Raw genomic sequence first — 26,773 nt, 5'->3', positions numbered from 1 at the left:
AAAACGGCAGTGCGCTGGCCGGCGACCTGGACAACAAAACCGCGTTCGCCATGCTCTCGGCCAAATACGGCGGCAACACCTTTTATGTCGGCCTGCAGAAAGTCGGCGGCGATGATGCCTGGATGCGCGTCAACGGCACCAGCGGCGGCACCCTGGCCAACGACAGCTACAACTCCAGCTACGACAACGCCAAGGAAAAATCCTGGCAACTGCGCCACGACTTCAACTTCGCTGCCGTCGGCGTGCCGGGCCTGACGTTGATGAACCGCTACATCAGCGGTGACAACGTGCACACCGCCACCGTTGACGACGGCAAGGAATGGGGTCGCGAAACCGAACTGGCCTACACCGTACAGAGCGGTGCGCTGAAGAGCCTCAACGTGAAATGGCGTAACGCATCGATTCGTCGGGACTACAGCACCAACGAATTCGACGAGAACCGTATCTTCATCAGCTACCCGCTGTCGCTGTTGTAAGCAGCAAGCGCGCGCCGTGGGGCGAAGCGCTTTGTTGAGGCTAACCGAATCACCTGTGGCGAGGGAGCTTGCTCCCGCTCGGCTGCGCAGCAGACGCCGTGTTTCGCAATCTTATAGGCCTGCTTCGCAGTCCAGCGGGAGCAAGCTCCCTCGCCACAGGGGCGGTGGAATCCTCGTAGCGCGGCAAGGACGTCGGTTTAGAGCGGTTCGTCGATCAAACGTTGACAAGGTAACGGAAGGATAAGGATATTCCTCTCGGTCGTACGACAACTTATAACAACTGTACCTCTCATAGTTTGCTCAGGTAATGCCATGACCACGACACAGATTCGTCATCCCTTCAATCGCCTCCTATTGACCGGCGCCGCTGGCGGCCTTGGCAAAGTCTTGCGCGAACGCCTCAAGCCTTTCGCCCGTCACATTCGCCTGTCGGACATCGCCAACATGGCCCCGGCCATCGACGAAAGCGAAGAAGTGATGCCGTGCGACCTGTCGGACAAGCAGGCCGTGCACCAACTGGTCGAAGGCGTCGATGCCATCCTGCATTTCGGTGGTGTTTCGGTGGAGCGTCCGTTCGAAGAAATCCTCGGCGCCAACATCAGCGGCGTCTTTCACATTTATGAAGCCGCCCGCAAACACGGCGTCAAGCGAGTGATCTTCGCCAGCTCCAACCACGTCATCGGTTTCTACAAACAGGATGAGACCATCGACGCTCTCTCCCCTCGCCGCCCGGATGGCTACTACGGCCTGTCCAAGTCCTACGGTGAAGACGTTGCCAGTTTCTACTTCGATCGCTACGGCATCGAGACCGTCAGCATCCGCATCGGCTCGTCGTTCCCCGAACCGCAGAACCGCCGGATGATGAGCACCTGGCTGAGTTTCGACGACCTCACCCAACTGATCGAATGTTCGCTCTACACGCCGAAGGTTGGCCACACCGTGGTCTACGGCATGTCCGCCAATCGCGACGTCTGGTGGGACAACAGCCAGGCCGCGCACCTGGGCTACCAGCCCAAGGACACGTCCGAGATTTTCCGCGACAAGGTCGAAGCGCAGCCGATGCCGGCCGCCGATGACCCGGCCATGGTTTATCAGGGTGGCGCCTTTGTGGCAGCCGGCCCATTCGACGACTGATTCGCTGTTTTTCATGGGATACGCACGCACAAAGGAATCACCATGCAAGCCGAATTGATTGTCGATGCACGCAACGCCGTCGGGGAAAGCCCGGTATGGGTTCCCGACGAAAACGCCCTGTATTGGGTGAACATTCCCAACGGTGGCCTGCAATGCTGGAACGCTAGCAGCGGAAAGCTCCAGGGCTGGGAAGCGCCCGAAATGCTCGCCTGCATAGCCCGTCACCAGGACGGTGGCTGGATCGCCGGCATGGAAAGCGGTTTCTTTCGCCTGCACCCCAATGATGACGGCAGCCTGGACAGCGAACTGTGCGCAAGCGTCGAACACAGCCGCACCGACATGCGCCTCAACGATGGCCGCTGCGACCGCCAGGGCCGTTTCTGGGCCGGCAGCATGGTGCTGAACATGGGCGCCAACGCTGACGTAGGCCGGATGTATCGTTACGAGGCAGGCCAGCGCAGCCCGGTCGAGGCGCAACTGAGCGGCTTCATTGTGCCCAATGGCCTGGGCTTCAGCCCGGACGGACGCACGATGTACCTCTCCGATTCACACCCGCTGGTGCAGCAGATCTGGGCCTTCGACTACGACATCGACAGCGGCACACCGTCCAACCGGCGGCTGTTCGTCGACATGATGCCGTTGGCCGGTCGCCCGGATGGCGCCGCGGTGGATGCCGACGGTTGCTATTGGATCTGCGCCAACGATGCCGGGCTGATTCACCGTTTCACCCCGGACGGACGTCTGGACCGGTCACTGCAAGTGCCGGTGAAGAAACCGACCATGTGCGCCTTTGGCGGCAGTCGCCTGGACACCCTCTTCGTCACCTCGATCCGTCCCGGTGACGACAACGACCCGCAGTCCCTGGCCGGTGGCGTGTTCGCCCTCAACCCCGGCGTCAAGGGCCTGGCTGAACCTGCTTTCGGAGGACGGGAGCACTCCGCGAACTGATCTGCTTCACCGCTTCACTGGATGAGCCATAAAAAAACAACAAGACTGGAGATTGACCATGAATTTCAAACGTACACTTCTGATCGCAGCCCTTCCCTTGGCCTTTCTGGCCCAGGCGGCGCACGCCCTCGATATCAAGATCGCCGACATCCACCCCAAGGGCTACCCGACCGTGGTCGCCGAGGAATCCATGGGTAAGACCCTGGAAAAAGAGAGCAACGGCGAACTGAAGTTCAAGTATTTCCCGGGCGGCGTACTGGGCTCCGAAAAAGAAGTGATCGAGCAGATGCAAGCCGGCGCGATCCAGATGTCCCGGGTCAGCCTGGGTATCGTCGGCCCCGTCGTGCCGGACGTGAACGTCTTCAACATGCCATTCATCTTCCGCGACCAGGCCCACATGCGCGCCGTCATCGACGGTGAAGTCGGCGATGCGATTCTCGACCGGATCACCAATTCCGAATTCGGCCTGGTGGCCCTGGCCTGGATGGACGGCGGCACCCGCAACCTCTACACCAAGAAGCCGGTGCGCAAGCTCGAAGACATGAAGGGCATGAAGATTCGCGTACAGGGCAACCCGATGTTCATCGAGACCATCAACGCCATGGGCGGCAATGGTATCGCCATGGACACCGGCGAGATCTTCAGCGCGCTGCAGACCGGCGTGATTGACGGCGCGGAAAACAACCCGCCGACCATGCTCGAACACAACCACTACCAGAACGCCAAGTACTACAGCCTGACCGGCCACCTGATCCTGCCTGAGCCGATCGTGATGTCGAAAATCACTTGGAACAAGCTCACCCCAGAGCAGCAAGACATGGTGAAAAAAGCCGCCAAGGCCGCCCAGGCTGAAGAGCGCGTGCTGTGGGACAAGAAGTCCGCCGCCAGTGAAGAAAAACTCAAGGCCGCTGGCGTCGAGTTCATCACCGTCGACAAGAAACCTTTCTACGACGCCACAGCGCCGATCCGGGCCAAATACGGCGCGCCGTATGCCGACCTGATCAAGCGTATCGAAGCCGTCCAGTAAAGCCTCTCAATCTGTACTCATGAAAAGGCTGGGCGCGCCTGCGGTTGAAGGTGCGCCCGGTTACGGTGGAACCCGATGAAGAATTTGCTGCTGCGTATCAACGACACGATTTACATGACTTGCATCTGGGTGGCCGGCCTTTCTGTCCTTGCCGTTGCGCTGATGATTCCGTGGGGGGTGTTTGCCCGCTACGTACTCGGTACCGGCTCAAGCTGGCCGGAACCCACCGCCATCTTGCTGATGATCGTATTTACCTTCATCGGTGCCGCCGCCAGCTACCGCTCCGGCTCGCACATGGCCGTGGACATGGTCACCAGCCGCCTGCCCCCGCATTGGCAAACCCTGGCTTCGGTTTTCACCCAGCTCTTGATGGCGGCGGTGTGCATTTTCATGACCATCTGGGGCACCAAGTTGTGCATGACCACCTGGAATCAATTCATGAGCGCCATCCCCACCCTGCGCGTCGGCATCACCTACATGCCGATACCGATCGGTGGCTTCCTGACGTTGATTTTTGTCCTGGAAAAACTCTTGCTGGGCGATCAAAGCCAGCGTCGGGTCGTGCAGTTCGACCTGGTTGAAGAAAACGAAGGTGCCGCTTAATGGACGCGCTGATTCTGCTGGGCAGTTTTTTGTTGTTGATCCTGATCGGCATGCCGGTCGCCTACGCGTTGGGCGCTGCCGCCCTGATCGGGGCATGGTGGATCGATATTCCGTTCCAGGCCATGATGATCCAGGTAACGGGCGGGGTGAATAAGTTCTCGTTGTTGGCCATTCCGTTCTTCGTTCTGGCCGGTGCGATCATGGCCGAAGGCGGCATGTCCCGCCGACTGGTGGCATTCGCCAGTGTGTTGGTAGGCTTCGTGCGCGGAGGCCTGTCATTGGTCAACCTCGTGGCCTCGAGCTTTTTTGGCGCGATCTCCGGTTCCTCGGTAGCCGATACCGCCTCGGTCGGTTCAGTGTTGATCCCGGAAATGACACGCCGGGGCTATCCGCGTGATTACGCCACCGCCGTCACCGTCAGTGGTTCGGTACAAGCGCTGCTGACACCGCCCAGCCACAACGCGGTGCTGTATTCGCTCGCCGCGGGCGGCACCGTCTCCATCGGTTCGCTGTTCATGGCCGGCATCGTCCCCGGCATCATGATGAACCTCTGCCTGATGGCGCTGTGCCTGGTCTTCGCGAAAAAGCGCAACTACCCCAAAGGTGAAGTGATTCCGCTCAAGCAAGCGCTGAAGATCTGCAGGGAAGCCATGTGGGGCATGATGACCCTGTTCATCATCCTTGGCGGCATTCTCTCGGGTGTTTTCACCGCCACCGAATCGGCCGCCATCGCCGTGGTGTGGGCGTTCTTCGTGACCATGTGCATCTATCGCGACTACAAGTGGAGCGAGTTGCCGAAACTGATGCACCGTACGGTACGCACCATCTCCATCGTGATGATCCTGATCGGCTTCGCCGCCAGCTTCGGCTACATCATGACGCTGATGGAGATCCCTGCGAAGATCACCACCGCGTTCCTGACGCTGTCGGACAACCGCTACGTGATCCTGATGTGCATCAACGTGATGTTGCTGCTGCTGGGCACCGTGATGGACATGGCGCCATTGATCCTGATCCTGACGCCGATCCTGATGCCGGTGATCGTGGGCATCGGCGTGGACCCGGTGCAGTTCGGCATGATCATGCTGGTGAACCTGGGTATCGGGTTGATCACGCCACCGGTGGGCGCGGTGCTGTTCGTGGGCTCGGCCATTGGCAAGGTCAGTATCGAAAGCACCGTCAAGGCGCTGCTGCCGTTCTACGCCATGCTGTTCCTGGTGCTGATGCTCGTGACTTATGTGCCCGCCATTTCCCTGTGGTTGCCGCATCTGGTGTTGTAACCATGACAAGTCCCCTGTGATCAGGGGATTTATCTGTGGCAGAGATTATCTGTGGCGAGGGGATTTATCCCCGCTGGGCTGCGTAGCAGCCCCAGAACTGGCAACTGGGATCTGTCTGATGCACCGAGATCCGCGTCTCTGGGGGCTGCTTCGCAGCCCAGCGGGGATAAATCCCCTCGCCACAACAGCGTTCGCACAAAAACCTCTGTAACACCATTTCCAATTCAGCAGACCAACACCACCATGACGCCACCCCTTCTCCACCTCGAAGACGAACTGACTCGTCTCACCCTGGCCCCGCATCTGGGCGCCAGCCTGGTCGACTGGACGTTGCGCAGTAACGGCGCCCCGCTACTGCGCCCGCCAGCGCCCCACGCGTTGGAAAACGGCCTGCCTGGCAAGCTCGGCGGCTTCCCGTTGATTCCCTGGTCGAACCGGATCACCCACGGCGGCTTCGACTGTCCCGGCGGCTGGCTGGCCCTGGACGCCAACAGCCCCAACGATCCGTTTCCGATCCATGGCAGTGCGTGGCAACAACCGTGGCAGGTGATCGAGCACAGTGCCCAGGAAGCGTTGCTGCAACTCGACAGCCAACAGCCGTTCACCTACCGCGCTAGCCTGCGGATCGGTCTGAGCGGCGGCCAGTTGCAGCTCGCAATGCACGTCACCCACATGGCCGAACAGGCCGCGTGGCACGGGCTGGGCTTGCATCCATACTTTCCACGCACCCCCGCCACGCGCCTGCAAACCCGCGCCAGCGAGGTCTGGATGTGCGATGCGACGAAACTGCCCACGGAACTGACCAACACTCCTGAACACTGGGATTTCCAGGCGCTCCGTTTACTGCCGGACACGCTTGTCGACAACGGCTTCGGTGGCTGGGACGGGCAATGCCTGATCCAGCAGCCGGACCTAGGTTATGAGCTGGAGTGCCGGGCCAGCGGCTGCGATTACTTCCTGCTCTACTGCCCCGTGGGCCTGGACTTCTTTTGCATCGAACCGGTCAGCCACCCGGTCAACGCCCATCACCTGCCGGGGCGACCGGGGTTGCGCTTGCTGGAGCAAGGGCAATCGGTGGCGCTGGGATTCTTGATGCAGTGCCGGTTGATATAAAAACCAGGGCGACTCAGCCCTTCAACCGAAATACGAAAGGTATCGCGCTCAGGTCGTCGAAATATCGACCGGCTACGACAACATCATCATTGGAATCCAATGCCAATACGGGGTTGTCTACCTCATCCTTCAACCTGAATTGTGTCCAGCCTTCGTGATCACCGAAGCCAGTATCCAGGCGTCCACTGGGTAGATAGCGCCCAACCAACATCTCTTCAATCTCCGGGCCGGTTTTGCCACAGGTTACGATGCGCCCGTCCGACTGAATTGCACAATCGAACCAGATGGACCCCAGACCTATAGTGGTCACAACGAGTTCGCCATCGTTGAAGTCAGGGTCTTTGCCGCCATCCTTGTCGATACTTTCCAGCGTTGCATGAGCGACAAACCGTTGGTTGGGCGATGAGCCGGCACCCAGGAGTTTCAGGTTGCCATGTAACGCGACCGCATGGAAGTTTCCCGCGCCAACGTGGAAGCCAGGGCCCATATCCGTGATAAATCCTCTCTTGCCAAAATGGGTGTCGAGACGGCCATCCAGTCGCACACGCACCCAAACCTTGTAATTACGAGGGTTACGCTGGATGTACCCCACTAAATATATGTAGTCGTTTGTCACCAGCATGCTTTGCGCATTCAAATGATGCTCGGGATGCTCAATGACCGCGCCGCCTTTGTTTCCGAACGCCTGAACGAGATTGCCGTCCCCGTCCAAGCACATGAGTAACGTAACTGCCTTGCGCGCCCCCACGGTCAGTGCGAGACCCGAGATGTATGTGCGTCCTCCGTAAAGGGACAGATAAGTTTTCCCCGTATAGAGATAGGTTGGCTCGTTGCCGTCGGCATTGAGGTCATTCCTCGAAATGACGACATCGCAGAAATCGAAGACCGGTATCGCGTGGCCATTGACGCCATACGAAAGATCCAGCGTGCCGTTGGGAAGGTAGCGCGCCAGCGCGAATCCAAAATTCGAGCCGCCCAGATCGACGACTCCCAGGATCAGTATTTTACCGTCCGGCAGGACGGCCACCTGCTCCGCCAGGCTATACGCACCCGGCATGAACGTATTTCTGACTGGCTCGCCGCCATTGAAGTCCTCACGGTTCGTCCCGTCATGATTGAGCGCCGAAATAATATATTCGCCATTTACCCATAGCGCCGTTCCACCCACGACGTAGATCCTGTCCTCTGAATCTATCGCAACATCGACGGCATCCGTCCCCGGAAGAAGCAGAATCTGGCCTCCGTTGAATTCCGGATCAAATTCGCCGGCCCGCTTTGGTGTGTCGGTCTTCGAGTCGCTAGCCATTTTCAGATCCTCCATTGTGGGTTGTACTGCCCATCTCAATGGAGGATTTATTGCCTGGATCCTGTTCACCGTCCACTGTCAGAGTTGACAGGTTTAAGCAGGCCCGGACGTACGGTCAGGACTGGGATGAACACAGGGCCCCGATGAACGACAAGGAATCAGGCATGAGGCGGATCGTGATCCTGGCTACGCCCGCACCCACATGAACACCGCCCCCCCAGGCAAACCCCGGCGAACCCCACCTGCAGCACCCGGGCCGGGACCCTGGCCGCCAGGCGCCGCCCCAGCACCATCCCGGCGATGCTTGCCGCGATGAACACCGCGCCGACCCGGTCGATGCTCACCCCGGCATGAAACGCACCCACCACGCCAATCAGTGAAATCAGGCTGATGACCATCAAGGACGTCGCGACGATGCCGCGCATCTGCACGTCGGTCAGTTGCTTGAACGCCGGTACGATCAGGAAACCACCACCCACGCCCAGCGAGCCCGATACCAGGCCCGTCACCGCCCCCAGTGCCGACAGCGTGGCGGTGCAGCGAGGCGGCCTGGATCATGCTCCAGCCCAACCCGAGCACCAGTGCCGGCACCGCCAGGATGCCACCACCGGCCCCCGTCAGCCCGAGGATCACCCCCATGATCACGCCAAAAAAACCTGCCGGAACCATAAAACTCTCTCAAGCCGCGCACACCTGTTGTCAGGTGCGATCGCATTTGCAGGACACCTCGGCCCTCACTAAGCTGCGGACCCTATGTTGTAAACCTCAAGCGTTGCAACCGCTTCTTCCCGTACAGGTTCGCTGTCATGCCCGCGCAGATCCAAAGCTTTCTCGACCCCGCCTCGAAGACCTATACCTACGTCGTCTATGAAGACGATGGAGGGCAGTGCGCGGTGGTGGACCCGGTGCTGGACTATGACCCGGCCTCGGGCCGCAGCGGCACCGCTCAGGCCGAGCGGGTGATCGCCTTCGTGCGCGAACACCGGTTGACGGTGCAATGGCTGCTGGAGACCCATGCCCACGCCGATCACTTATCCGCCGCGCCTTACTTGCGCAAGGCGCTGGGAGGGAAGATCGCCATCGGCCAAGCCATCGGCGAGGTCCAACAAGTCTTCAAGAAGCTGTTCAACCTTGAACCGCAGTTTGCCGTCGACGGCTCCCAGTTCGATCATCTGTTCGCCGCCGACGAAGGGTTTTTCATAGGCAACCTCAAGGCCACCGCATTGCATGTGCCCGGCCACACTCCGGCGGACATGGCCTACCTGATCGATGGCGACGTGATCCTGGTAGGCGATACGCTGTTCATGCCGGACGTGGGCACCGCCCGCTGCGACTTTCCCGGCGGCAACGCCCATCAACTCTACGCCTCGATTTGCAAACTGCTGGCCTTCCCCGCCAACGTGCGGCTCTACGTGTGCCACGACTATCCACCGGATGAGCGCGAGCCCCAGTGCGTGAGCACCGTGGGTGAACAACGCCAGCACAACATTCATGTGCGCGATGGGATCGATGAAGCCACGTTCGTGGCCATGCGTACCCAGCGCGACAAGACGCTGGGCATGCCGACGCTGCTGTTGCCGGCGATCCAGGTCAATGTGCGGGCCGGCCACCTGCCGCCGGCCGAGGACAATGGCGTGACCTATCTGAAAATTCCGATCAATCAGCTTTAGAAGCTTGGGGCTGCTGCGCAGCCCAGCGGGAGCAAGCTCCCTCGCCACAGGACGGTGCTTGATGGCTACCGGCTCGCCAGCCACCCATCCCCGTGGCGAGGGAGCTTGCTCCCGCTGGGCCGCGAAGCGGCCCTCAAAAACCATTTGATCTTCAGGTCCCCAAGGTCAACCCATTGGCCGGCAACGGTAGCGCAGTCTTGTAGCGCACTTGCTTGAGGGCAAAGCTGGAGCGGATGTTCGCCACGCCCGGGACCTTGGTCAGGAAGTCCATCATGAAGCGCTCCAGCGACTGGATGGTCGGCACCAGCACACGGATCAGGTAATCCGGATCGCCTGCCATCAGGTAGCACTCCATCACTTCCGGGCGGTCGGAGATCGCCTCTTCGAAATGCTGTAGCGCCTCTTCCACCTGCTTCTCCAAACTCACATGGATGAACACGTTGACGTGCAGGCCCAGCAGGTCGGCGTCGAGCAAGGTGACCTGCTCGCGGATCACGCCCAACTCCTCCATCGCCCGGACACGGTTGAAGCACGGGGTCGGCGACAGATTGACCGAACGGGCGAGATCGGCGTTGGTGATGCGGGCGTTTTCCTGAAGGCTGTTCAGAATGCCGATATCGGTGCGATCCAATTTACGCATGAGACAAATAATCCTGTTTTTTATCGTTGTGCAGATTTTTTATCTGCAAATGATCTGAACAGCAAGCCAACAGAGAAAAATATTCTTCTGCGTCGAGCCTATGATTGTTGTAGGACAATTTCCCGTACCCGGGGAAATTCGTCAGCTAGCGCGCCCACTACAAGAAATTCACAAGATCGAGCGTAGAAAGCCATGAACCCAGCGTACGAACCGCTACGCCTGCACGTTCCCGAACCCTCGGGCCGTCCCGGCTGCAAGACCGACTTTTCCTACCTGCATCTGTCCGATGCCGGCACGGTGCGTAAACCTTCCATCGACGTCGAACCCGCCGACACCGCCGACCTGGCCCGCAGCCTGATCCGCGTGCTCGATGACCAAGGCAATGCCCACGGCCCATGGGCCGAAGACGTGCCACTCGACATCCTGCGCAAAGGCATGCGCGCCATGCTCAAGACGCGCATCTACGACAACCGCATGGTGGTCGCCCAACGCCAGAAAAAAATGTCGTTCTACATGCAGAGCCTCGGCGAGGAAGCCATCGGCAGCGGCCAGGCCCTGGCGCTGAACATCGATGACATGTGCTTCCCCACCTATCGCCAGCAAAGCATCCTGATGGCTCGCGAAGTGCCGTTGGTGGGCATGATCTGCCAACTGCTGTCCAACGAGCGCGATCCGCTCAAGGGCCGGCAGTTACCGATCATGTACTCGGTCAAGGACGCCGGTTTCTTCACCATCTCCGGCAACCTCGCCACGCAATTCATCCAAGGCGTGGGCTGGGGCATGGCCTCGGCGATCAAGGGCGATACCAAGATCGCTTCGGCCTGGATCGGTGACGGTGCCACCGCCGAATCGGACTTCCACACGGCCCTCACCTTTGCCCACGTCTATCGGGCGCCGGTGATCCTCAACGTGGTCAACAACCAGTGGGCGATCTCCACCTTCCAGGCCATTGCCGGCGGTGAAGCCACGACCTTCGCCGGACGCGGCGTCGGTTGCGGCATCGCCTCCCTTCGCGTGGACGGCAACGACTTCATGGCGGTCTACGCCGCCTCGCGCTGGGCCGCCGAACGTGCCCGCCGCAACCTCGGCCCGGCGCTGATCGAATGGGTCACCTACCGCGCCGGCCCGCACTCCACCTCGGACGATCCTTCGAAATACCGTCCCGCCGACGACTGGAGCCACTTCCCGCTGGGCGATCCGATTGCCCGTCTCAAGCAGCACATGGTGAAGATCGGCCAGTGGTCCGAAGAGGAACATGCCGCCGTTACCGCCGAACTCGAAGCCGAGGTGATCGCCGCGCAGAAGGAAGCCGAGCAGTACGGCACCCTCGCTGGCGGGCAGATTCCAAGCGCCGCGACCATGTTCGAAGACGTCTACAAAGAGATGCCGGAGCACTTGAAGCGCCAGCGTCAGCAGTTGGGGATCTGAGATGAACGATCACAACAACAATATTGCGCTGGATACCGCCATGACCACTACCACCATGACCATGATCCAGGCCCTGCGCTCGGCCATGGACGTGATGCTCGAACGCGACGACAACGTCGTGGTGTTCGGCCAGGACGTGGGTTACTTCGGCGGCGTGTTCCGCTGCACCGAAGGCCTGCAGAACAAGTACGGCACCTCGCGGGTGTTCGACGCACCGATTTCCGAAAGCGGCATCGTCGGCGTGGCGGTGGGCATGGGCGCCTACGGCCTGCGACCCGTCGCCGAGATCCAATTCGCCGACTACGTCTACCCGGCGTCGGACCAGATCATTTCCGAGGCGGCGCGCCTGCGCTATCGCTCGGCCGGCGAGTTCACCGCGCCGATGACCCTGCGCATGCCTTGCGGCGGCGGCATCTATGGCGGCCAGACCCACAGCCAGAGCATCGAAGCGATGTTCACCCAGGTCTGCGGCCTGCGCACCGTCATGCCTTCGAACCCCTACGACGCCAAGGGTCTGTTGATTGCCTCCATCGAAAACGATGACCCGGTGATCTTCCTCGAACCCAAGCGCCTGTATAACGGCCCGTTCGACGGCCACCACGACCGCCCGGTAACGCCGTGGTCGAAACACCCCTCGGCCCAAGTGCCAGACGGTTACTACACCGTGCCGCTGGACGTCGCCGCCATCACCCGTCCGGGCAAGGACGTGACGGTTCTCACCTACGGCACCACGGTCTATGTCTCCCAAGTGGCTGCCGAAGAGACCGGCATCGACGCCGAAGTCATCGATCTGCGCAGCCTCTGGCCGCTGGACCTGGAGACCATCGTCAAATCCGTGAAGAAGACCGGCCGCTGTGTGGTCGTCCACGAAGCCACCCGCACCTGCGGTTTCGGCGCCGAGCTGGTGGCGTTGGTGCAAGAACACTGCTTCCACCACCTGGAAGCGCCTATCGAGCGTGTCACCGGTTGGGACACCCCCTACCCGCACGCGCAGGAATGGGCGTATTTCCCAGGGCCGTCCCGTGTGGGCGCGGCGTTGAAACGGGTCATGGAGGTCTGAATGGGCACGCACGTTATCAAGATGCCGGACATCGGCGAAGGCATCGCGGAAGTTGAACTGTCGGTGTGGCACGTCAAGGTCGGCGACATGGTGGTCGAAGACCAGGTACTGGCCGATGTCATGACCGACAAGGCCATGGTCGACATCCCCTCACCGGTGCATGGCCGGGTCATCGCTCTTGGTGGCGAGCCAGGTGAAGTCATGGCAGTGGGCAGCGAACTGATCCGCATTGAAGTCGAAGGTGCGGGTAACCTGAAAGAATCGGCCCAACAGGCGCCAACGCCAGCGCCGGCTGCGCAGGCACCGAAGCCGGCACCCGTGGCGACACCTGAACCGGTACTGGAAAAAACCGCCGCGCCGCGCTGCGCCCCGCAAGCGCCTGTGGCCCGCGATCCCGACGAGCGTCCACTGGCGTCGCCGGCCGTGCGCAAACACGCGCTGGACCTGGGCATTCAATTGCGCCTGGTCCAGGGCAGCGGCCCGGCCGGGCGGGTCCTGCACGAAGACCTCGAGGCCTATCTGGCCCAAGGTCCGTCGGTCCAGGCCAAGGGCGGTTCGGGCTATGCCGAGCGCCACGATGAGCAACAGATCCCGGTGATCGGCATGCGCCGCAAGATCGCCCAGCGCATGCAGGAGGCGACTCAACGCGCCGCGCATTTCAGCTACGTCGAGGAAATCGACGTCACGGCCCTGGAAGAGCTGCGGGTGCATCTGAATGAAAAACACGGCGCCAGTCGCGGCAAGCTGACCTTGCTGCCGTTCCTGGTTCGTGCGTTGGTCGTGGCCCTGCGCGATTTTCCGCAAATGAACGCCCGCTACGACGACGAAGCCCAGGTCATTCACCGCTCAGGCGCGGTGCACGTGGGCGTCGCGACCCAGAGCGACGTTGGCCTGATGGTGCCGGTGGTGCGCCACGCCGAAGCCCGCAGCCTGTGGGACAACGCGGCGGAAATTTCGCGCCTGGCAACGGTGGCCCGCACGGGCAAGGCCAGTCGCGATGAGCTGTCCGGTTCGACCATCACCCTGACCAGCCTTGGGGCATTGGGCGGCATCGTCAGCACGCCGGTGCTGAACCTGCCGGAAGTAGCCATTGTCGGGGTGAACAAAATCGTCGAACGGCCGGTGGTGATCAAGGGGCAGATCGTGATCCGCAAGATGATGAACCTCTCCAGCTCCTTCGATCACCGGGTGGTCGACGGCATGGACGCGGCGCAATTCATCCAGGCCCTGCGCGGCCTGCTCGAACAACCCGCAACGCTGTTTGTGGAGTAAGGCATGCAACAGACTTTGAACACCACGCTGCTGATCATCGGCGGCGGCCCCGGCGGCTATGTGGCGGCGATCCGCGCCGGCCAGTTGGGCATCCCGACCCTCCTGGTGGAAGGCCAGGCGTTGGGCGGGACCTGCCTGAACATCGGCTGCATTCCGTCCAAGGCCTTGATTCACGTGGCCGAACAGTTCCACCAGACGCGGCACCACAGCCAGGGTTCGGCCTTGGGCATCACGGTGTCGGCGCCGAGCCTGGACATCGGCAAGAGTGTGGAATGGAAGGACGGCATCGTCGATCGCCTGACCACCGGCGTCGCGGCGCTGTTGAAGAAGCACAAGGTCCAGGTCATTCATGGCTGGGCCAAGGTGATCGATGGCAAGACGGTCGAGGTCGGTGATACCCGCATCCTGTGCGAACACCTGCTGCTGGCCACTGGTTCGAAAAGCGTCGACCTGCCGATGCTGCCAGTGGGCGGGCCAATCATTTCCTCCACCGAAGCCCTCGCCCCCACCTCGGTGCCCAAGCACCTGGTGGTGGTCGGCGGTGGCTACATCGGCCTGGAACTGGGCATCGCCTACCGCAAGCTCGGCGCCGAGGTCAGTGTGGTCGAGGCCCAGGAACGGATCCTGCCGGCCTACGACGGCGAACTGACCCAACCGGTGCACGAAGCGCTCAAGCAATTGGGCGTGAAGCTCTACCTCAAGCACAGCGTCGAAGGGTTCGACGCCCAGGCCAGCACTTTGCAAGTGCGTGACCCCGCTGGCGACACGCTGAACCTGGACACTGACCGGGTACTGGTGGCCGTGGGTCGCAAACCCAACACCCAGGGCTGGAATCTCGAAGCGTTGAACCTGGCGATGAACGGTGCGGCGGTGAAAATCGACCAGCGCTGCCAGACCAGCATGCGCAACGTCTGGGCCATCGGCGACCTGAGCGGTGAACCGATGCTCGCCCACCGAGCCATGGCCCAAGGTGAAATGGTCGCCGAGCTGATCGCCGGCCAGCACAGGGAATTCAACCCCACGGCCATCGCCGCGGTGTGCTTCACCGATCCGGAACTGGTGGTGGTCGGCAAGACGCCGGACGAAGCCCAGGCGGCCGGGCTCGATTGCATTGTGTCGAGCTTCCCGTTCGCCGCCAACGGTCGGGCCATGACCCTGGAATCGAAAAGCGGTTTCGTCCGGGTCGTGGCGCGACGTGACAATCACCTGGTCGTTGGCTGGCAAGCGGTCGGCGTCGGCGTGTCGGAGCTGTCCACCGCCTTCGGCCAATCCCTGGAGATGGGCGCGCGCCTGGAGGACATCGCCGGCACCATCCACGCCCATCCGACGCTGGGCGAGGCCGTGCAGGAAGCGGCGCTGCGGGCGTTGGGGCATGCGTTGCATCTGTAACCGATCAGTTGTAGATGAATGACCTTGTGGCGAGGGGATTTATCCCCGCTGGGCTGCGAAGCAGCCCCAAAACCTGGCATCGCGGGGCGTCAGATACATCGAGGACTCAGAGCCAAGGGGGCTGCTTCGCAGCCCAACGGGGATAAATCCCCTCGCCACAGGTTTGCGGAGCACCAACCAGCGGTTTTTCATCCACAGGATCAGTGTTACAGGCTGCGAAACAGCCCCGGAATGAAGTATTGTTGTCCCCATCCAAAAAACGTCAGAAGCCTTGAACCGTTTCGACGGTTGTCAAGAAATAGAGGGTGTCATGGGTAACGAGAGCATCAATTGGGACAAACTGGGCTTTGACTACATCAAGACCGACAAGCGCTACCTGTCGCACTGGCGCGATGGTGCCTGGGACGCGGGCACCCTGACCGAAGACAACGTGCTGCACATCAGCGAGGGCTCCACCGCCCTGCACTACGGCCAGCAGTGCTTCGAAGGCCTGAAGGCCTATCGCTGCAAGGACGGCTCCATCAACCTGTTCCGCCCGGACCAGAACGCCGCCCGCATGCAGCGCAGTTGCGCCCGCCTGCTGATGCCGCAGGTCGACACCGAGCAGTTCGTCGAGGCCTGCAAGCAAGTGGTCCGCGCCAACGAGCGCTTCATCCCGCCTTACGGCACCGGCGGCGCGCTGTACCTGCGCCCGTTCGTGATCGGCGTGGGGGACAACATCGGCGTGCGCACCGCACCCGAGTTCATCTTCTCGATTTTCTGCATCCCGGTCGGCGCCTACTTCAAGGGCGGCCTGACCCCGCACAACTTCCTGATCTCCAGCTTCGACCGCGCCGCCCCACAAGGCACCGGCGCGGCCAAGGTCGGTGGCAACTACGCCGCCAGCCTGATGCCCGGTTCCCAAGCCAAAAAGGCCAGTTTCGCCGACTGCATCTACCTGGACCCAATGACCCACTCGAAAATCGAGGAAGTCGGCTCGGCCAACTTCTTCGGCATCACCCACGACAACAAATTCGTCACCCCGAAATCCCCTTCGGTCCTGCCGGGCATCACTCGCCTGTCGCTGATCGAACTGGCCAAATCGCGCCTGGGCCTGGAAGTGATCGAAGGCGACGTGTTCATCGACAAGCTGTCGGACTTCAAGGAAGCCGGCGCCTGCGGTACCGCTGCGGTGATCACCCCGATTGGCGGCATCAGCTACAAGGACAAGCTGCACGTGTTCCACAGCGAAACCGAAGTCGGCCCGATCACCCAGAAGCTCTACAAAGAGCTGACCGGCGTGCAGACCGGTGACGTGGAAGCGCCAGCGGGTTGGATCGTCAAGGTTTGATCCGAGTCCACCTGTAGCACTCGGGAGCTTTTGTGGCGAGGGAGCTTGCTCCCGCTCGGCTGCGCAGCAGTCGCAACCCGGTAAACGCGATCTGTCTGAATGGCCGGGTTGCCTGGTTTGGGGCTGCTGCGCAGCCCAGCGGGAGCAAGCTCCCTCGCCACATGGATCTGCCCCCACTACTCTCGACGCAAGACCGGCCATCGCCCCCAACGCTGGCGAAACCATCCATAACCGCTGACCAGCAAGATCCCGCCCAGCACCAGAACCGCGCCAACGATAAAGTTCGGCTCCAGCGGCTCATCCAGCAACCAGACGCCAAAACCGATGCCAAACAGCGGCGTCATGAACGACAGCACACCCAGTTGCGAAGCGAGGTAGTGGCGCAGCAGGGAGAACCAGATCAGGAAGCTGGCGAAGGATACCAGCAACACCTGGAACGCCATGCTGGCAATGAGTTGTGGCGTGGGGTTGATCGTCGTTTGCCCCAGGGCTACCGACATTCCGATCAGCAGCATCCCGGCGCCAACCAGTTGGTAAAGCAGCGTCTGGCTGGCCGGCAGATTCGTCAACCGCGAACAGCGTACCGTCACCGTGGTTGCGCCCCACAGCGCACCGGCCAGCAAGCCCATGCCGTCACCGAGCAACGAACTGCCGTTCGCCGCGCCCGAGCCCCCGCTGAAAGCCACCACGATCCCGCCGAAGGCAACGGCGATGCCCAGCCATTGCGCCGGCTTGAGGCGTTCGCTAGGCAGTTTCCAGTGCAAGCCGAGGGCGGCGAACATCGGTGCGGTGTAGAGGAAAATCACCATGTGCGAAGCCGTCGTATGCCGCAGGCCTTCGCCCACCATCACGAACTCCAGGGCAAACAACAATCCCACCAGCATGCCCGGACGCCAACTGCCATCGGCCAGGGACAGGCGTTCACCGCGCACCAGCACCAACAACCAGACCAGTACCGCAGCGATGGCCGAGCGCACGCCCAACTGCAGCATCGGCGCCATGTCGGCGGCGCCGGCCTTGATCGCGACTTGCTGGAAACCCCAAATGGCACAGAGGCCGGTCATCAGGGCGCAGACCTGGCCATCCAGGGCGCGGCGGGTGGTCATGGGAACGGTCCTTGGACAGAAAGAGATGGAAAGGATTGTCTACCTGACACCTTTGCTGGATATAGTGATTACCCGACAAGCCATCCCGGTAATCCGCCATTGCGGTCGATATGCAGCCTCCAGCCCAACATCTGAAGATTCCTCCGTTCGAAGCGGTCCTGCCCTCGCCGATTTTCTTTCGCAGCGCCTGCATGCCGGCCCATGCCACTTACCCCCGGCACCGACATGCCTGGGGTGAGTTCGTCTACTCCTACAGTGGCGTGATGGAAATCGAGATCGCCCAACACCATTACCTGGCGCCACCGCAGTACGGCATCTGGTTGCCACCGGACATGGAACACGTTGGCTTCAATCGGCATGAGGCCTGCCATTGTTCGTTGTACCTAGCCGCCGAACTGTGCGACGCGTTGCCGGCCGTACCCTGCGCGCTGACCTTGAGCCCGCTGATCCGTGCCCTGCTGGAAGAGCTGCGCAGCGATCCACCGAGCCAACCGCAGACGCCCGAGCAGCAGCGCTTGCTGCAGGTGTTGGTGGACAAGCTGGCGCAGGCCCCCCATGTCGGCAGCTACCTGCCCTCCTCGGACGATCCACTGCTGGGCCCCGTGCTGCGGGCCTTGGAAGCGAACCCCGGCGACCCGCGCTCCTTGCCGCAACTGGCCCGCGCCGCCAACACCACCGAGCGCACGCTGATGCGCCGGGCCCAGCGGGACCTGGGCATGTCACTGGTGGAATGGCGCCAACGTCTCAAGGTCATCGAGGCCCTGGCCCTGCTCGAACGTGGCCAGAGCGTGGAAACCATCGGCCTGGACCTGGGCTACAGCAGCGCCTCGGCGTTCATCAGCATGTTCCGCAAAATGATGGGCACCACGCCGGAGGAGTATCGGCGCCGGCATATGGCTGGATGATGTGGGTGGTGCTGAAACGGCTATCGCGAGCAAGCTCGCTGCCACCGGGGATCTTGGGTGTCCATGGGTCTTGTGTTCAGCGCAGGCCCACTGTGGGAGCGAGCTTGCTCGCGATGACGGAGGCGGGCTTGACATCGATTTCGGCACTGACCCCAAACCGCCCCGCCATCTCCCGGCGACCACTGGCCGTCACTCCCAGCGCCCGGCTGTCCAGGTCCTGGATCACCCATTTGCGCTTGATCGCCACTTGCAGCAACGCCGCGCCCAAGGCACCGCCCAGGTGGGGGCGGCGCATGCTCCAATCCAGGCAGGGGCAGGCGAATCGACGGCGTTGCGTGGCAAGGTGCAGGACATCGATGCCCAAGCCCGCGAGCACCGCCTCGCCGGAATCACTCAGCCGATAGCCATCGCCTTCCACCTCTATCAGCCATCCAGCCTCAATCATCCGGTCATGCAGGCGCACCGCCAGAGTGCCGGCCATGTGGTCGTAACAGGTGCGGGCAAATTGCAGGCGATCCGGTGTGCGCGGGGTGAAAGTCGGTGCGGCGCTTTGACCGATCACCATCAGTGCCTCCAGTGCCTGGGCGACGCGCGGGTCGGCCAGGCTGTAATAACGATGACGGCCCTGGACATGCAAGCGCACCAAGGCCATTTGCTTGAGTTTCGCCAGATGGGCGCTGGCGGTCGAGGCGCTGACCTCGGCAATGCTCGCCAATTCGGTGCTGGTGCGGGCATGGCCATCCATCAACGCGCACAGCATCCGGGTGCGCGCCGGTTCGGCAATGGCCGCCGCCACTTGGGACACGCCCAGGTCATGGTGCTCTGCGTTCATATTTCGCTCCCCGACGAATCAAGCCATGCATCGACTGGAGATAGTAGCAACACTTTCTCCATCACGAACAAGGCCGCGCTTCATGGACCCGATCACCGCCGCGACACATTCCGACCCCTATCCTTTTTATGCCGCCCTGCGCGCTGCCGGCGGGCTGGCCTTCGACCCCGAACTGAATCAGTGGGTCGCCAGCAGCGCCGAGGCCGTGTGCGCGGTGCTGCACCATCCCGATTGCCATGTGCGTCCGGCCCACGAGCCGGTGCCAAAGGCCATCGCCGAGGGGCCGGCCGGGCGGGTGTTCGGGCATCTGATGCGCATGAACGAAGGAGAACAGCAACGTTGCCCGAGGGCAGCGATTGCGCCGCGGTTGCAGGACATCGCCCCCCGGCAGGTCGAGGCACTGGTCAGGGCCCGCGTTCTCCAAGGGGGCGCCGAAGGCCTGCACCAGGCCCAGTTCATCGGGCCGGCCAGCGTGGTCGCGGCGTTGCTGGGCTTCAGCCCGACGGACTGTCACCGGGTCAGCGAATTGACCGCAGACTTCGTCGCCGGCCTGTCGCCGTTGAGCCAAGCACAGCAGCTGGACGCGGCGCACCAGGCCAGCGAGCAACTGGCCAGTTTATTCCAGGCGCGGATAGAGGCGCAGGACAACGCTGTGTTGCGGGGCATTGACCAAGGCTTCGAAGGCGCTGATCCGGACAGTAAAATCGCCAACCTGATCGGGCTGTTCTCGCAAACCTATGAAGCCACCGCAGGCCTGATTGGCAACGCGTTGCTGGCACTGATCGGCGATCCAGCGTTGCGCCGGACGCTGCGGGAGGCCCCCACACAGGTCGACTCATTGCTGGCCGAAGTCCAACGTTTCGACCCGCCGGTGCAAAACACTCGCCGCTTCGTCGCCGCGCCCTGCGAAATCCTCGGCACTGCGCTGAACCCTGGGGAGGTGGTCTTGGTGCTGCTGGCCTCAGCCAACCGCGACCCGCAACTCAACCCCCGACCAGACACCCTGCTGCTCGACCGCCCGAACCGCCGCAGTTTCAGCTTCGGCAGCGGGCGCCATGAATGCCCAGGCCAAACCCTGGCGATGGACATCGCCCGCGCCACACTGGCGGCGATTATCGAGCAGCAACCGCCACTGGATCAGCTGGCCTGGCGCTATCGCCCCTCCGTCAACGGCCGCATCCCGCTGTTCAGCGAACGATCACGTACCGACAGGCCATGACCCGCCCAGCCCATCAGTCGTCGCGGGTCAGGACTTCCAGCAACTCGATTTCAAAGATCAGATTGGCGTTGGGCTTGATGTGGGCACCCATGGACCGCTCACCGTAGGCCAGGTGCGCCGGCACCCACAACTTGCGCTTGCCACCGACTTGCATGCCCATCAGGCCCAGATCCCAGCCCTTGATGACGCGACCGGTGCCGATCACGCATTGGAAGGGCTTGCCGCGACTGTAAGACGAATCGAATTCGGTGCCATCTTCGAGGGTGCCGCGGTATTGGGTGGTGATCAGCGCACCTTTGACTACGCTTTTGCCATCGCCCTGTTCCAGGTCGATGATTTGCAGTTCTTCATTCATGGGATCTGTCCGTGTCATTCAAGCGCCGGGTTTTCGCAGAATTCCAGGCATCTGGCAATCCCTTGTGGCGAGGGGATTTATCCCCGCTGGGTTGCGGAGCGACCCCCCAGGAATTTCTATATGTCCGTAGCGTCCGGGAGCGCTTCGCACTCCAGCGGGGATAAATCCCCTCGCCACAGGTCCCATGTCCCCGGACCCAACAGTCCCATAGATTCGTATGGAGTTATGTTTTATCAGGCTATTCGTGCAATAGGGAACCGCAGCGGCCTCTTCGGTTCACATGGGTATCGACCCTGCATTTCAGATAAGGATTTTCTGATGTTCGACTCTCGTCCGCTCCACGGTTTCATTCCGCCATACATCCTCAATCGCATCATCGCCCACGGCTCCGAACAGCAACGCTCCAGCGCTCTCGGCACCTTGACCCACGTGCGCAGCCTACGGCACAACCCCGGCCCGCCCGGCAACCTTCCCGCCGCCGCGAAGCTGCCCAAGCCCGGCAAGGCCGGACAGCCGCAACGCAGCGTGCATGACGCCCAGAACAGCATGGAACTGCCCGGCCAGCCGGTCCGCCTGGAAGGCCAGCGGGCCAGTGGCGACCCGGCCGTGGACGAAGCCTACGACGCCCTCGGCGCCACTTATGATTTTTTCTGGAACGTGCTGGGGCGCGACTCCATCGACAACAAAGGCTTCGCCCTGGTGGGCAGCGTGCATTATGGCCAGGGCTATGAAAACGCCTTCTGGAACGGCGCGCAGATGGTGTTCGGCGACGGCGATGGTGAAATCTTCCAGCGCTTCACCCGTTCCCTGGACGTGGTGGCCCACGAGCTGGCCCATGGCGTCACCGAAAGCGAGGCCGGGTTGATCTACGCCAACCAGTCCGGCGCCCTGAACGAATCCATCTCCGATGTGTTCGGTGTGCTGGTCAAGCAGTTCGTACTTGAACAGACCGCCGACCAGGCCGACTGGCTGATCGGCGCCGACCTGCTCACCGACAAGATCAACGGCGACGGCCTGCGCAGCATGTCCAACCCCGGCAGCGCCTACGATGACCCGTTGCTGGGCAAGGACCCGCAACCGGCACACATGCGCGAATTCGTGATTACCCGTGAAGACAACGGCGGCGTGCACATCAACTCGGGCATTCCCAACCGGGCCTTTTATCTGGTGGCGACCACGCTGGGCGGATTTGCCTGGGAAAAGGCCGGCCGGATCTGGTATGAAACCTTGTGCGACCGAAGATTGGCCAATGACGCGTCCTTCAGCGCCTTCGCCCGCCTGACCGTCGAGCACGCCCGCCAGCGCTTCGGCACGCGGGAAGTGCAAGCGGTGCAGAACGGCTGGGCCCAGGTCGGCGTCGACCTGACACAGGAGAGCTGATGAAAACCCTTCCAGACCTCGACGACAAAGCCGTGGTACGGCTGTCGCGCCAGGGTGGCGTGGCCGCCATCCATGCGCTGACCCGGCCACGGGAAATCGAATTCGCCCAGTGCGACCTCGACCAGCGCACGCGCATCTGTTCGGTCCTGGAGGGTTGCCTGCCATTGACGTCCTCCACGCCTGGGCGCGGCGACCAGCGTTTTTTCCAGATCGAGGTGCACTATCGCGCCAACGACCAGGATGACGAGATGGTACTGCAGGTGCCTGAGGACCAGGCACCCGGCGAGCTGGTTCACCTGTGGGACAAGGGCGAAGTGCTCTAGCGTGTGGCCGGCACGATCTTGACGATGGCGCCGGATACGGTTTCGATCAGCAAGTACTTGTCGTCGATCTGCACCCATTGCTGCTCGTTTGTCGGTTGCTCGAGTTCCTTCTGCTTCCAGTCTTTCATGGCCCTGTCCGCGCGCTGGTAGTCCGCCGGGACCCGGTCGTTCTCCACCAGCCTGCGGCCATTGCTCGGCGAATGCTCCAGGGCGTCGCCGGTTTTCTCGACCGCTTGCGCAACAGGCCCAAGGGCCCCAAGGCCGGTGATCAGGACCAGGCTGGCGATCAGGGATGGTTTGCGCATAGAAAAAACTCCAGTTATTCGAGGGACTGAATCTGGGACTTCGCGGGCGGCGAATCATTCCTTAATTCCTGGAAACTGTACCCCGTGGCGAGGGAGCTTGCTCCCGCTGGGCTGCGCAGCAGCCCCAATCCAGGCGACGCGGTCATTCAGTGATGCGGCATTCACGGGGGGTACGACTGCTGCGCAGCCGAGCGGGAGCAAGCTCCCTCGCCACGGGATATAGTGACAAGCCCTGCACGACGGACCCTGCCATGACGACTTCGACCACTGCCTCCCCTGCCCTCAAGGAAATCTTCAACAGCGCCCGCCTGGAACACATCGCCAGCGAAATGCGCGCGGTGTATCCGGCATTCGACGCCAAGGCGTTCTTGCACATGGCTAACGATGGGCTGGCCGAGTTATCGGTGATGCAGCGCATGGCCCGGGTCAGTGAGTGCCTGCATGCGGTACTGCCCCTCGGTTATGAAGCTTCGCTGGAGATATTGCGCGCCCTGGCCCCGCGTCTGAACAGCATGTTCGTCAGTATGTTCCTGCCACACTACGTGGCGTCTTATGGCCGGCATCGCTTCGACGTGTCGCTGGACGCGCTCAAGTATTTCACCCGGTTCGGCTCGTCGGAGTTCGCCGTGCGGCACTTCCTGCGCGATGACCTGGAACGCACCCTCAAGGTCATGCACGACTGGGCGCTGGACGCCAACGAGCACGTACGCCGCCTGGCCAGCGAAGGCAGCCGGCCACGCTTGCCGTGGTCGTTTCACCTGGAGCCGATCCAGGCCAACCCTGACCTCGCCGCCGCGATCCTCGACACGCTCAAGGCCGACGATAGCCTTTATGTGCGCAAATCCGTGGCCAACCACCTCAACGACGTCACCAAGCAGCATCCCGACTGGGTGCTGGACCAGATCGAAGGTTGGCCGCTGCAAGACCGCCACACGGCATGGATCGCCCGGCACGCGCTGCGCAGCCTGATCAAACAAGGCAACCCCAGGGCGTTGGGCGTCATCGGGGTCGGCGGCAAGGCACAGGTCCAAGTGCTGGATTTGCAGGTGACGCCTGCGGTGATTCGCCTGGGGGAACAGGTCACGCTGTCCTTCACGGTGCAATCAACCCTCGGGCAGAGCCAACGCCTGGTGATCGACTATGCCGTCGACTACGTGAAAGCCTCGGGCGGCACCTCGGCCAAAGTCTTCAAGCTCAAGACCTTCGACCTGCCCGCCCAGGGTTGCGTCAACCTCAGCCGCTCCCAGCACATTCGCGAGTTGACCACGCGCAAACACTACGCGGGGCGGCATGCCGTGCACCTGCTGGTCAACGGCGAGCGACTTGGCAGCACGGCGTTCGACATCGTGCCTTGAAGTGGCTCAGCCCACCGCCACCCGTTGTGCCTGGCGAATGTCGTGGATGAACCGCTCAGCCGGCAGTGGATGCCCCAGCAGATAGCCCTGCAGCGAATCGCAGCCCAACTGGGTCAGGAAGTCTTGTTGCACATCGGTCTCCACACCTTCGGCGACGATCCGCAGGCCCAGGGCCTGGCCGAGGGCGACGATGGCCGAGACGATCGCCGCGTCATCGCTGTCGTGCTCCAGGTCACGCACGAAGCCGCGATCGATCTTCAGCTCGTTGGCCGGCAGGCGCTTGAGGTACATCAGGCTCGAATAGCCGGTGCCGAAGTCGTCGATGGACAGGTCCACGCCCATGTCCGAGAGCTGTTGCAGCACCGTCATGCTCGCGTCCGCATCGCTCATCGCGGTGGTTTCGGTGATTTCCAAGGTCAGGCTGTTGGCCGGCAGCTGATGCGTTTCCAGGGCCTTGGCCACGCTCTGCACCAAACCGGTATGGCAGAACTGCAACGCCGACAGGTTCACCGCAATGCGCCAATCGGTATAACCGAGCACGTACCATTCACGCATCTGCCGACAGGCTTCGTTCAACACCCATTCGCCGATGGGGATGATCAACCCGGTCTTTTCCGCCAGGTCGATGAAGGTGTCGGGCATCAACAGGCCCTGGGTCGGATGGCTCCAGCGCAACAAGGCCTCGGCGCCGACTGGCTGGCCGTTGGCGGCATCGAACTTGGGCTGGTAGTACAGGCTGAATTGCCGCTGTTCGACGGCGATGCGCAAGTCTTGCAGCAACTGCAATTGCTTGCGGGCGTTGCTGTTCATCGACGCGTCGAAAAAGCTGTAGCCGTTCTTGCCGGCGCCCTTGGCGTGGTACATCGCCGCGTCGGCGTTCATCAACAGTTCGTCGGCGCTCTGGCCGTTGCCAGGGTAAAGGGCGATACCGACGCTGGCGGAGATCTGCAAGTCATGCTCAGCCACCCGGAACGTGCGTGCGATCAGGCCGACCTGACGTGCCGCCAATCGCAAGGCGTCGTCGGGTTCAGCCAGTTGCACCAGCAGCACGAACTCATCACCGCCGATCCGCGCCAGGGTGTCCTGGCTGCGCAGGTCCTCACGCAGGCGCAGGGCCACGTCCCGCAGCAACAAATCGCCCATGTGGTGACCGAAGGCGTCGTTGACCGGCTTGAAACCATCCAGGTCGATGAACATCAGGGCGAAGCAGCCACCCTGCTCTTGCACCCGGTGCATGGCCTGGTCGATACGATCAGCCAGCAATACCCGGTTGGGCAGTCCGGTGAGGGGGTCGTGCAGGGCCAACTGGGTCAGTTCCCGGTTGGCCAGGGTCAGCGATTGGGCCAACTCCGCAGTACGGGCTTCCAGGCGCGCATCGAGAATCGACGTCAACAAGGCGATGGCCAGCACCGCCAGGGTGGTGATCAACACCAGATTGTCCAGGCCCTTGCCGCTCAAGCCGTCCAGGGAGCCACAAAAGCTGCCGTCGCTGAACCGCGCCCCGGCCATGCCGGTGTAGTGCATGCCGACGATGGCCACACCCATGACCACCGCAGCACCTGCACGAGCCAGACGCACGTGGGGCGTGTTCTGGCGCAGGCGAAAGGCAATCCACAACGCCGCCGCCGAAGCGCCGACAGCAATCACCAACGAAGCCCCGAACAGTGTCGGATCATAGTCGATGCCTGGCTGCATTCGCAGAGCGGCCATGCCGGTGTAGTGCATAGTGCTGATCCCGGCGCCCATGATCAGCGCGCCGAACGCCAGTTGCCACGCCGGCAATCGCGGCTGGCTGACCAGCCATAAGGCAAAACCGCTGGAAAGAATCGCGACCAGCAGCGACAGCGCGGTGATGGATACGTCGTAGCCAAGCTCCACCGGCAAGCTGAACGCGAGCATGCCGATGAAGTGCATGGACCAGATCCCCACCCCCATCGCCAGCGCGCCCCCGGCCATCCACAAATGCGCGGCGCGCCCCTGGGCGGTCGCGATCCGCCCGGCCAGGTCCAGGGCGGTATAGGAAGCCAGCACAGCAACAAACAAGGAAATCGAAACAAGGGCGGGGGAATAACTGCCGATGAGCATGTTTTTTTCTCGTAACTGGAGACCGGACTGCTTCCATGCCCGGTTGAAGGCCGGCGATTGTACTTAATCGTGACAGGGACGCACGAACCAAATATCAAAAAGCCATCAACGCTGGAATATTTTCGACGAAAGACACCACCCCTCGCAGAAGGACTATTTTTGTAAACCATCAATCCTGCGTTCACCGCAGATTCGTCGTGGGAGCGAGGCTGCTCGCGATGGCGGTGCGTCA

Annotated in this window: 25 protein-coding genes and 1 pseudogene; 18 read left to right on the top strand and 8 right to left on the bottom strand. The window is 62.0% G+C overall.

Going from position 1 to position 26,773, the window contains the following annotated elements; translation table 11 throughout:
- The 7 genes from BLO97_RS14195 to BLO97_RS14165 form a co-directional block, all read left to right on the top strand.
- Positions 1-476 (top strand): OprD family outer membrane porin (locus BLO97_RS14195; RefSeq protein WP_139197682.1); only part of this gene is annotated, 476 nt, incomplete at its 5' end.
- A gap of 312 nt (positions 477-788) precedes the next feature.
- Entirely contained in the window at positions 789-1,610 is an 822-nt protein-coding gene (locus BLO97_RS14190; protein WP_092346319.1) for an NAD-dependent epimerase/dehydratase family protein, read from the top strand.
- Between the two features lie 42 nt (positions 1,611-1,652).
- The gene (locus tag BLO97_RS14185; RefSeq protein ID WP_092346317.1) at positions 1,653-2,558 is read left to right on the top strand and encodes an SMP-30/gluconolactonase/LRE family protein; all 906 of its coding nucleotides are present in this window, start codon (positions 1,653-1,655) and stop codon (positions 2,556-2,558) included.
- A gap of 58 nt (positions 2,559-2,616) precedes the next feature.
- A complete protein-coding gene (locus BLO97_RS14180) occupies positions 2,617-3,585 on the top strand; it encodes a TRAP transporter substrate-binding protein (protein WP_092144714.1) in 969 nt (322 codons plus the stop codon).
- 75 nt (positions 3,586-3,660) lie between these two features.
- On the top strand, positions 3,661-4,188 hold the full coding sequence (locus BLO97_RS14175) for a TRAP transporter small permease (protein ID WP_092144712.1): 528 nt from the start codon (positions 3,661-3,663) through the stop codon (positions 4,186-4,188).
- Positions 4,188-5,468, top strand: a complete 1,281-nt coding sequence (locus tag BLO97_RS14170) for a TRAP transporter large permease (protein WP_092144710.1) — start codon at positions 4,188-4,190, stop codon at positions 5,466-5,468. Before BLO97_RS14175 ends, BLO97_RS14170 begins: the two co-directional genes overlap by 1 nt.
- Positions 5,469-5,711: 243 nt before the next feature.
- Positions 5,712-6,581 (top strand): aldose 1-epimerase, encoded by an 870-nt coding sequence (locus BLO97_RS14165; protein WP_092346315.1) that lies wholly within the window; start codon positions 5,712-5,714, stop codon positions 6,579-6,581.
- A 13-nt stretch (positions 6,582-6,594) separates the two neighbouring features.
- Here BLO97_RS14165 and BLO97_RS14160 read toward each other — a convergent pair whose 3' ends face one another.
- Complete coding sequence (locus tag BLO97_RS14160; RefSeq protein WP_158265805.1) at positions 6,595-7,887, bottom strand: delta-60 repeat domain-containing protein; 1,293 nt, start codon at positions 7,885-7,887, stop codon at positions 6,595-6,597.
- A gap of 158 nt (positions 7,888-8,045) precedes the next feature.
- Positions 8,046-8,556: pseudogene (locus BLO97_RS14155) on the bottom strand (TSUP family transporter).
- 137 nt (positions 8,557-8,693) lie between these two features.
- Here BLO97_RS14155 and BLO97_RS14150 point away from each other — a divergent pair.
- Positions 8,694-9,557, top strand: a complete 864-nt coding sequence (locus tag BLO97_RS14150; protein ID WP_092144704.1) for an MBL fold metallo-hydrolase — start codon at positions 8,694-8,696, stop codon at positions 9,555-9,557.
- 151 nt (positions 9,558-9,708) lie between these two features.
- On the opposite strand, the gene bkdR is transcribed toward BLO97_RS14150, so the two are convergent.
- Complete coding sequence (gene bkdR / locus BLO97_RS14145) at positions 9,709-10,197, bottom strand: Bkd operon transcriptional regulator BkdR (RefSeq protein WP_003202929.1); 489 nt, start codon at positions 10,195-10,197, stop codon at positions 9,709-9,711.
- 192 nt (positions 10,198-10,389) lie between these two features.
- On the opposite strand from bkdR, the gene BLO97_RS14140 reads away from it, so the two are divergent.
- From BLO97_RS14140 to BLO97_RS14120, 5 genes are all read left to right on the top strand, one after another.
- Complete coding sequence (locus tag BLO97_RS14140; RefSeq protein ID WP_063320650.1) at positions 10,390-11,625, top strand: 3-methyl-2-oxobutanoate dehydrogenase (2-methylpropanoyl-transferring) subunit alpha; 1,236 nt, start codon at positions 10,390-10,392, stop codon at positions 11,623-11,625.
- A 1-nt stretch (position 11,626) separates the two neighbouring features.
- Positions 11,627-12,685 (top strand): alpha-ketoacid dehydrogenase subunit beta, encoded by a 1,059-nt coding sequence (locus tag BLO97_RS14135; RefSeq protein ID WP_014337843.1) that lies wholly within the window; start codon positions 11,627-11,629, stop codon positions 12,683-12,685.
- The gene (locus tag BLO97_RS14130; RefSeq protein ID WP_092346311.1) at positions 12,686-13,957 is read left to right on the top strand and encodes a dihydrolipoamide acetyltransferase family protein; all 1,272 of its coding nucleotides are present in this window, start codon (positions 12,686-12,688) and stop codon (positions 13,955-13,957) included.
- Positions 13,958-13,960: 3 nt separating this feature from the next.
- A complete protein-coding gene (gene lpdA, locus BLO97_RS14125) occupies positions 13,961-15,346 on the top strand; it encodes a dihydrolipoyl dehydrogenase (RefSeq protein ID WP_092346309.1) in 1,386 nt (461 codons plus the stop codon).
- 310 nt (positions 15,347-15,656) lie between these two features.
- Positions 15,657-16,676, top strand: coding sequence for a branched-chain amino acid aminotransferase (locus tag BLO97_RS14120; RefSeq protein WP_092346307.1), 1,020 nt, complete (start codon positions 15,657-15,659; stop codon positions 16,674-16,676).
- A 176-nt stretch (positions 16,677-16,852) separates the two neighbouring features.
- Here BLO97_RS14120 and BLO97_RS14115 read toward each other — a convergent pair whose 3' ends face one another.
- Entirely contained in the window at positions 16,853-17,782 is a 930-nt protein-coding gene (locus BLO97_RS14115) for a DMT family transporter (protein ID WP_092144698.1), read from the bottom strand.
- A 110-nt stretch (positions 17,783-17,892) separates the two neighbouring features.
- On the opposite strand from BLO97_RS14115, the gene BLO97_RS14110 reads away from it, so the two are divergent.
- Positions 17,893-18,687: an AraC family transcriptional regulator gene (locus tag BLO97_RS14110; protein WP_092346305.1), complete on the top strand. Its 795-nt coding sequence runs from the start codon at positions 17,893-17,895 to the stop codon at positions 18,685-18,687.
- Between the two features lie 76 nt (positions 18,688-18,763).
- On the opposite strand, the gene BLO97_RS14105 is transcribed toward BLO97_RS14110, so the two are convergent.
- Positions 18,764-19,519, bottom strand: a complete 756-nt coding sequence (locus BLO97_RS14105; RefSeq protein ID WP_092346303.1) for an ArsR/SmtB family transcription factor — start codon at positions 19,517-19,519, stop codon at positions 18,764-18,766.
- Positions 19,520-19,601: 82 nt separating this feature from the next.
- Between BLO97_RS14105 and BLO97_RS14100 the strand changes: the two genes are divergently transcribed.
- Complete coding sequence (locus tag BLO97_RS14100) at positions 19,602-20,738, top strand: cytochrome P450 (RefSeq protein WP_092346301.1); 1,137 nt, start codon at positions 19,602-19,604, stop codon at positions 20,736-20,738.
- 13 nt (positions 20,739-20,751) lie between these two features.
- On the opposite strand, the gene BLO97_RS14095 is transcribed toward BLO97_RS14100, so the two are convergent.
- Complete coding sequence (locus BLO97_RS14095; RefSeq protein ID WP_003202944.1) at positions 20,752-21,093, bottom strand: FKBP-type peptidyl-prolyl cis-trans isomerase; 342 nt, start codon at positions 21,091-21,093, stop codon at positions 20,752-20,754.
- Between the two features lie 318 nt (positions 21,094-21,411).
- Between BLO97_RS14095 and BLO97_RS14090 the strand changes: the two genes are divergently transcribed.
- Together BLO97_RS14090 and BLO97_RS14085 are read left to right on the top strand one after the other, a co-directional pair.
- Positions 21,412-22,473: a M4 family metallopeptidase gene (locus BLO97_RS14090; RefSeq protein ID WP_063320641.1), complete on the top strand. Its 1,062-nt coding sequence runs from the start codon at positions 21,412-21,414 to the stop codon at positions 22,471-22,473.
- Positions 22,473-22,796: a protealysin inhibitor emfourin gene (locus BLO97_RS14085; protein ID WP_092346299.1), complete on the top strand. Its 324-nt coding sequence runs from the start codon at positions 22,473-22,475 to the stop codon at positions 22,794-22,796. The genes BLO97_RS14090 and BLO97_RS14085 overlap by 1 nt, the downstream gene beginning before the upstream one ends.
- On the opposite strand, the gene BLO97_RS14080 is transcribed toward BLO97_RS14085, so the two are convergent.
- Entirely contained in the window at positions 22,793-23,101 is a 309-nt protein-coding gene (locus BLO97_RS14080; protein WP_092346297.1) for an RcnB family protein, read from the bottom strand. The two genes, BLO97_RS14085 and BLO97_RS14080, sit on opposite strands and share 4 nt — an antisense overlap.
- A gap of 251 nt (positions 23,102-23,352) precedes the next feature.
- On the opposite strand from BLO97_RS14080, the gene BLO97_RS14070 reads away from it, so the two are divergent.
- Positions 23,353-24,456 carry a DNA alkylation repair protein gene (locus BLO97_RS14070; RefSeq protein WP_092346293.1) on the top strand — a complete coding sequence of 368 codons (1,104 nt, stop codon included), beginning with the start codon at positions 23,353-23,355 and terminating at the stop codon, positions 24,454-24,456.
- Between the two features lie 6 nt (positions 24,457-24,462).
- Here the strand turns inward: BLO97_RS14070 and BLO97_RS14065 are convergent, their stop codons facing one another.
- On the bottom strand, positions 24,463-26,541 hold the full coding sequence (locus tag BLO97_RS14065) for a putative bifunctional diguanylate cyclase/phosphodiesterase (RefSeq protein WP_063320637.1): 2,079 nt from the start codon (positions 26,539-26,541) through the stop codon (positions 24,463-24,465).
- Positions 26,542-26,773: the final 232 nt, after the last annotated feature.

Source organism: Pseudomonas sp. NFACC05-1, assembly GCF_900100135.1.
Lineage (GTDB): Bacteria > Pseudomonadota > Gammaproteobacteria > Pseudomonadales > Pseudomonadaceae > Aquipseudomonas > Aquipseudomonas fluorescens_Q.
Note: the sequence above shows the minus strand (reverse complement) of the source record. Positions and strands in the feature narration are given on the sequence as shown.

What these genes read in the sequence shown, in the direction of transcription:
- BLO97_RS14080 (WP_092346297.1), bottom strand. Translation starts at nt 23,101, where the DNA reads ATGCGCAAACCATCCCTGATCGCCAGCCTGGTCCTGATCACCGGCCTT.
- BLO97_RS14150 (WP_092144704.1), top strand. Translation starts at nt 8,694, where the DNA reads ATGCCCGCGCAGATCCAAAGCTTTCTCGACCCCGCCTCGAAGACCTAT.
- BLO97_RS14190 (WP_092346319.1), top strand. Translation starts at nt 789, where the DNA reads ATGACCACGACACAGATTCGTCATCCCTTCAATCGCCTCCTATTGACC.
- BLO97_RS14110 (WP_092346305.1), top strand. Translation starts at nt 17,893, where the DNA reads ATGCAGCCTCCAGCCCAACATCTGAAGATTCCTCCGTTCGAAGCGGTC.
- lpdA (WP_092346309.1), top strand. Translation starts at nt 13,961, where the DNA reads ATGCAACAGACTTTGAACACCACGCTGCTGATCATCGGCGGCGGCCCC.
- BLO97_RS14135 (WP_014337843.1), top strand. Translation starts at nt 11,627, where the DNA reads ATGAACGATCACAACAACAATATTGCGCTGGATACCGCCATGACCACT.
- BLO97_RS14170 (WP_092144710.1), top strand. Translation starts at nt 4,188, where the DNA reads ATGGACGCGCTGATTCTGCTGGGCAGTTTTTTGTTGTTGATCCTGATC.
- BLO97_RS14140 (WP_063320650.1), top strand. Translation starts at nt 10,390, where the DNA reads ATGAACCCAGCGTACGAACCGCTACGCCTGCACGTTCCCGAACCCTCG.
- BLO97_RS14180 (WP_092144714.1), top strand. Translation starts at nt 2,617, where the DNA reads ATGAATTTCAAACGTACACTTCTGATCGCAGCCCTTCCCTTGGCCTTT.
- BLO97_RS14120 (WP_092346307.1), top strand. Translation starts at nt 15,657, where the DNA reads ATGGGTAACGAGAGCATCAATTGGGACAAACTGGGCTTTGACTACATC.
- BLO97_RS14175 (WP_092144712.1), top strand. Translation starts at nt 3,661, where the DNA reads ATGAAGAATTTGCTGCTGCGTATCAACGACACGATTTACATGACTTGC.
- BLO97_RS14105 (WP_092346303.1), bottom strand. Translation starts at nt 19,519, where the DNA reads ATGAACGCAGAGCACCATGACCTGGGCGTGTCCCAAGTGGCGGCGGCC.
- BLO97_RS14070 (WP_092346293.1), top strand. Translation starts at nt 23,353, where the DNA reads ATGACGACTTCGACCACTGCCTCCCCTGCCCTCAAGGAAATCTTCAAC.
- BLO97_RS14165 (WP_092346315.1), top strand. Translation starts at nt 5,712, where the DNA reads ATGACGCCACCCCTTCTCCACCTCGAAGACGAACTGACTCGTCTCACC.
- BLO97_RS14065 (WP_063320637.1), bottom strand. Translation starts at nt 26,541, where the DNA reads ATGCTCATCGGCAGTTATTCCCCCGCCCTTGTTTCGATTTCCTTGTTT.
- BLO97_RS14100 (WP_092346301.1), top strand. Translation starts at nt 19,602, where the DNA reads ATGGACCCGATCACCGCCGCGACACATTCCGACCCCTATCCTTTTTAT.
- BLO97_RS14115 (WP_092144698.1), bottom strand. Translation starts at nt 17,782, where the DNA reads ATGACCACCCGCCGCGCCCTGGATGGCCAGGTCTGCGCCCTGATGACC.
- BLO97_RS14160 (WP_158265805.1), bottom strand. Translation starts at nt 7,887, where the DNA reads ATGGCTAGCGACTCGAAGACCGACACACCAAAGCGGGCCGGCGAATTT.
- BLO97_RS14095 (WP_003202944.1), bottom strand. Translation starts at nt 21,093, where the DNA reads ATGAATGAAGAACTGCAAATCATCGACCTGGAACAGGGCGATGGCAAA.
- bkdR (WP_003202929.1), bottom strand. Translation starts at nt 10,197, where the DNA reads ATGCGTAAATTGGATCGCACCGATATCGGCATTCTGAACAGCCTTCAG.
- BLO97_RS14130 (WP_092346311.1), top strand. Translation starts at nt 12,686, where the DNA reads ATGGGCACGCACGTTATCAAGATGCCGGACATCGGCGAAGGCATCGCG.
- BLO97_RS14085 (WP_092346299.1), top strand. Translation starts at nt 22,473, where the DNA reads ATGAAAACCCTTCCAGACCTCGACGACAAAGCCGTGGTACGGCTGTCG.
- BLO97_RS14185 (WP_092346317.1), top strand. Translation starts at nt 1,653, where the DNA reads ATGCAAGCCGAATTGATTGTCGATGCACGCAACGCCGTCGGGGAAAGC.
- BLO97_RS14090 (WP_063320641.1), top strand. Translation starts at nt 21,412, where the DNA reads ATGTTCGACTCTCGTCCGCTCCACGGTTTCATTCCGCCATACATCCTC.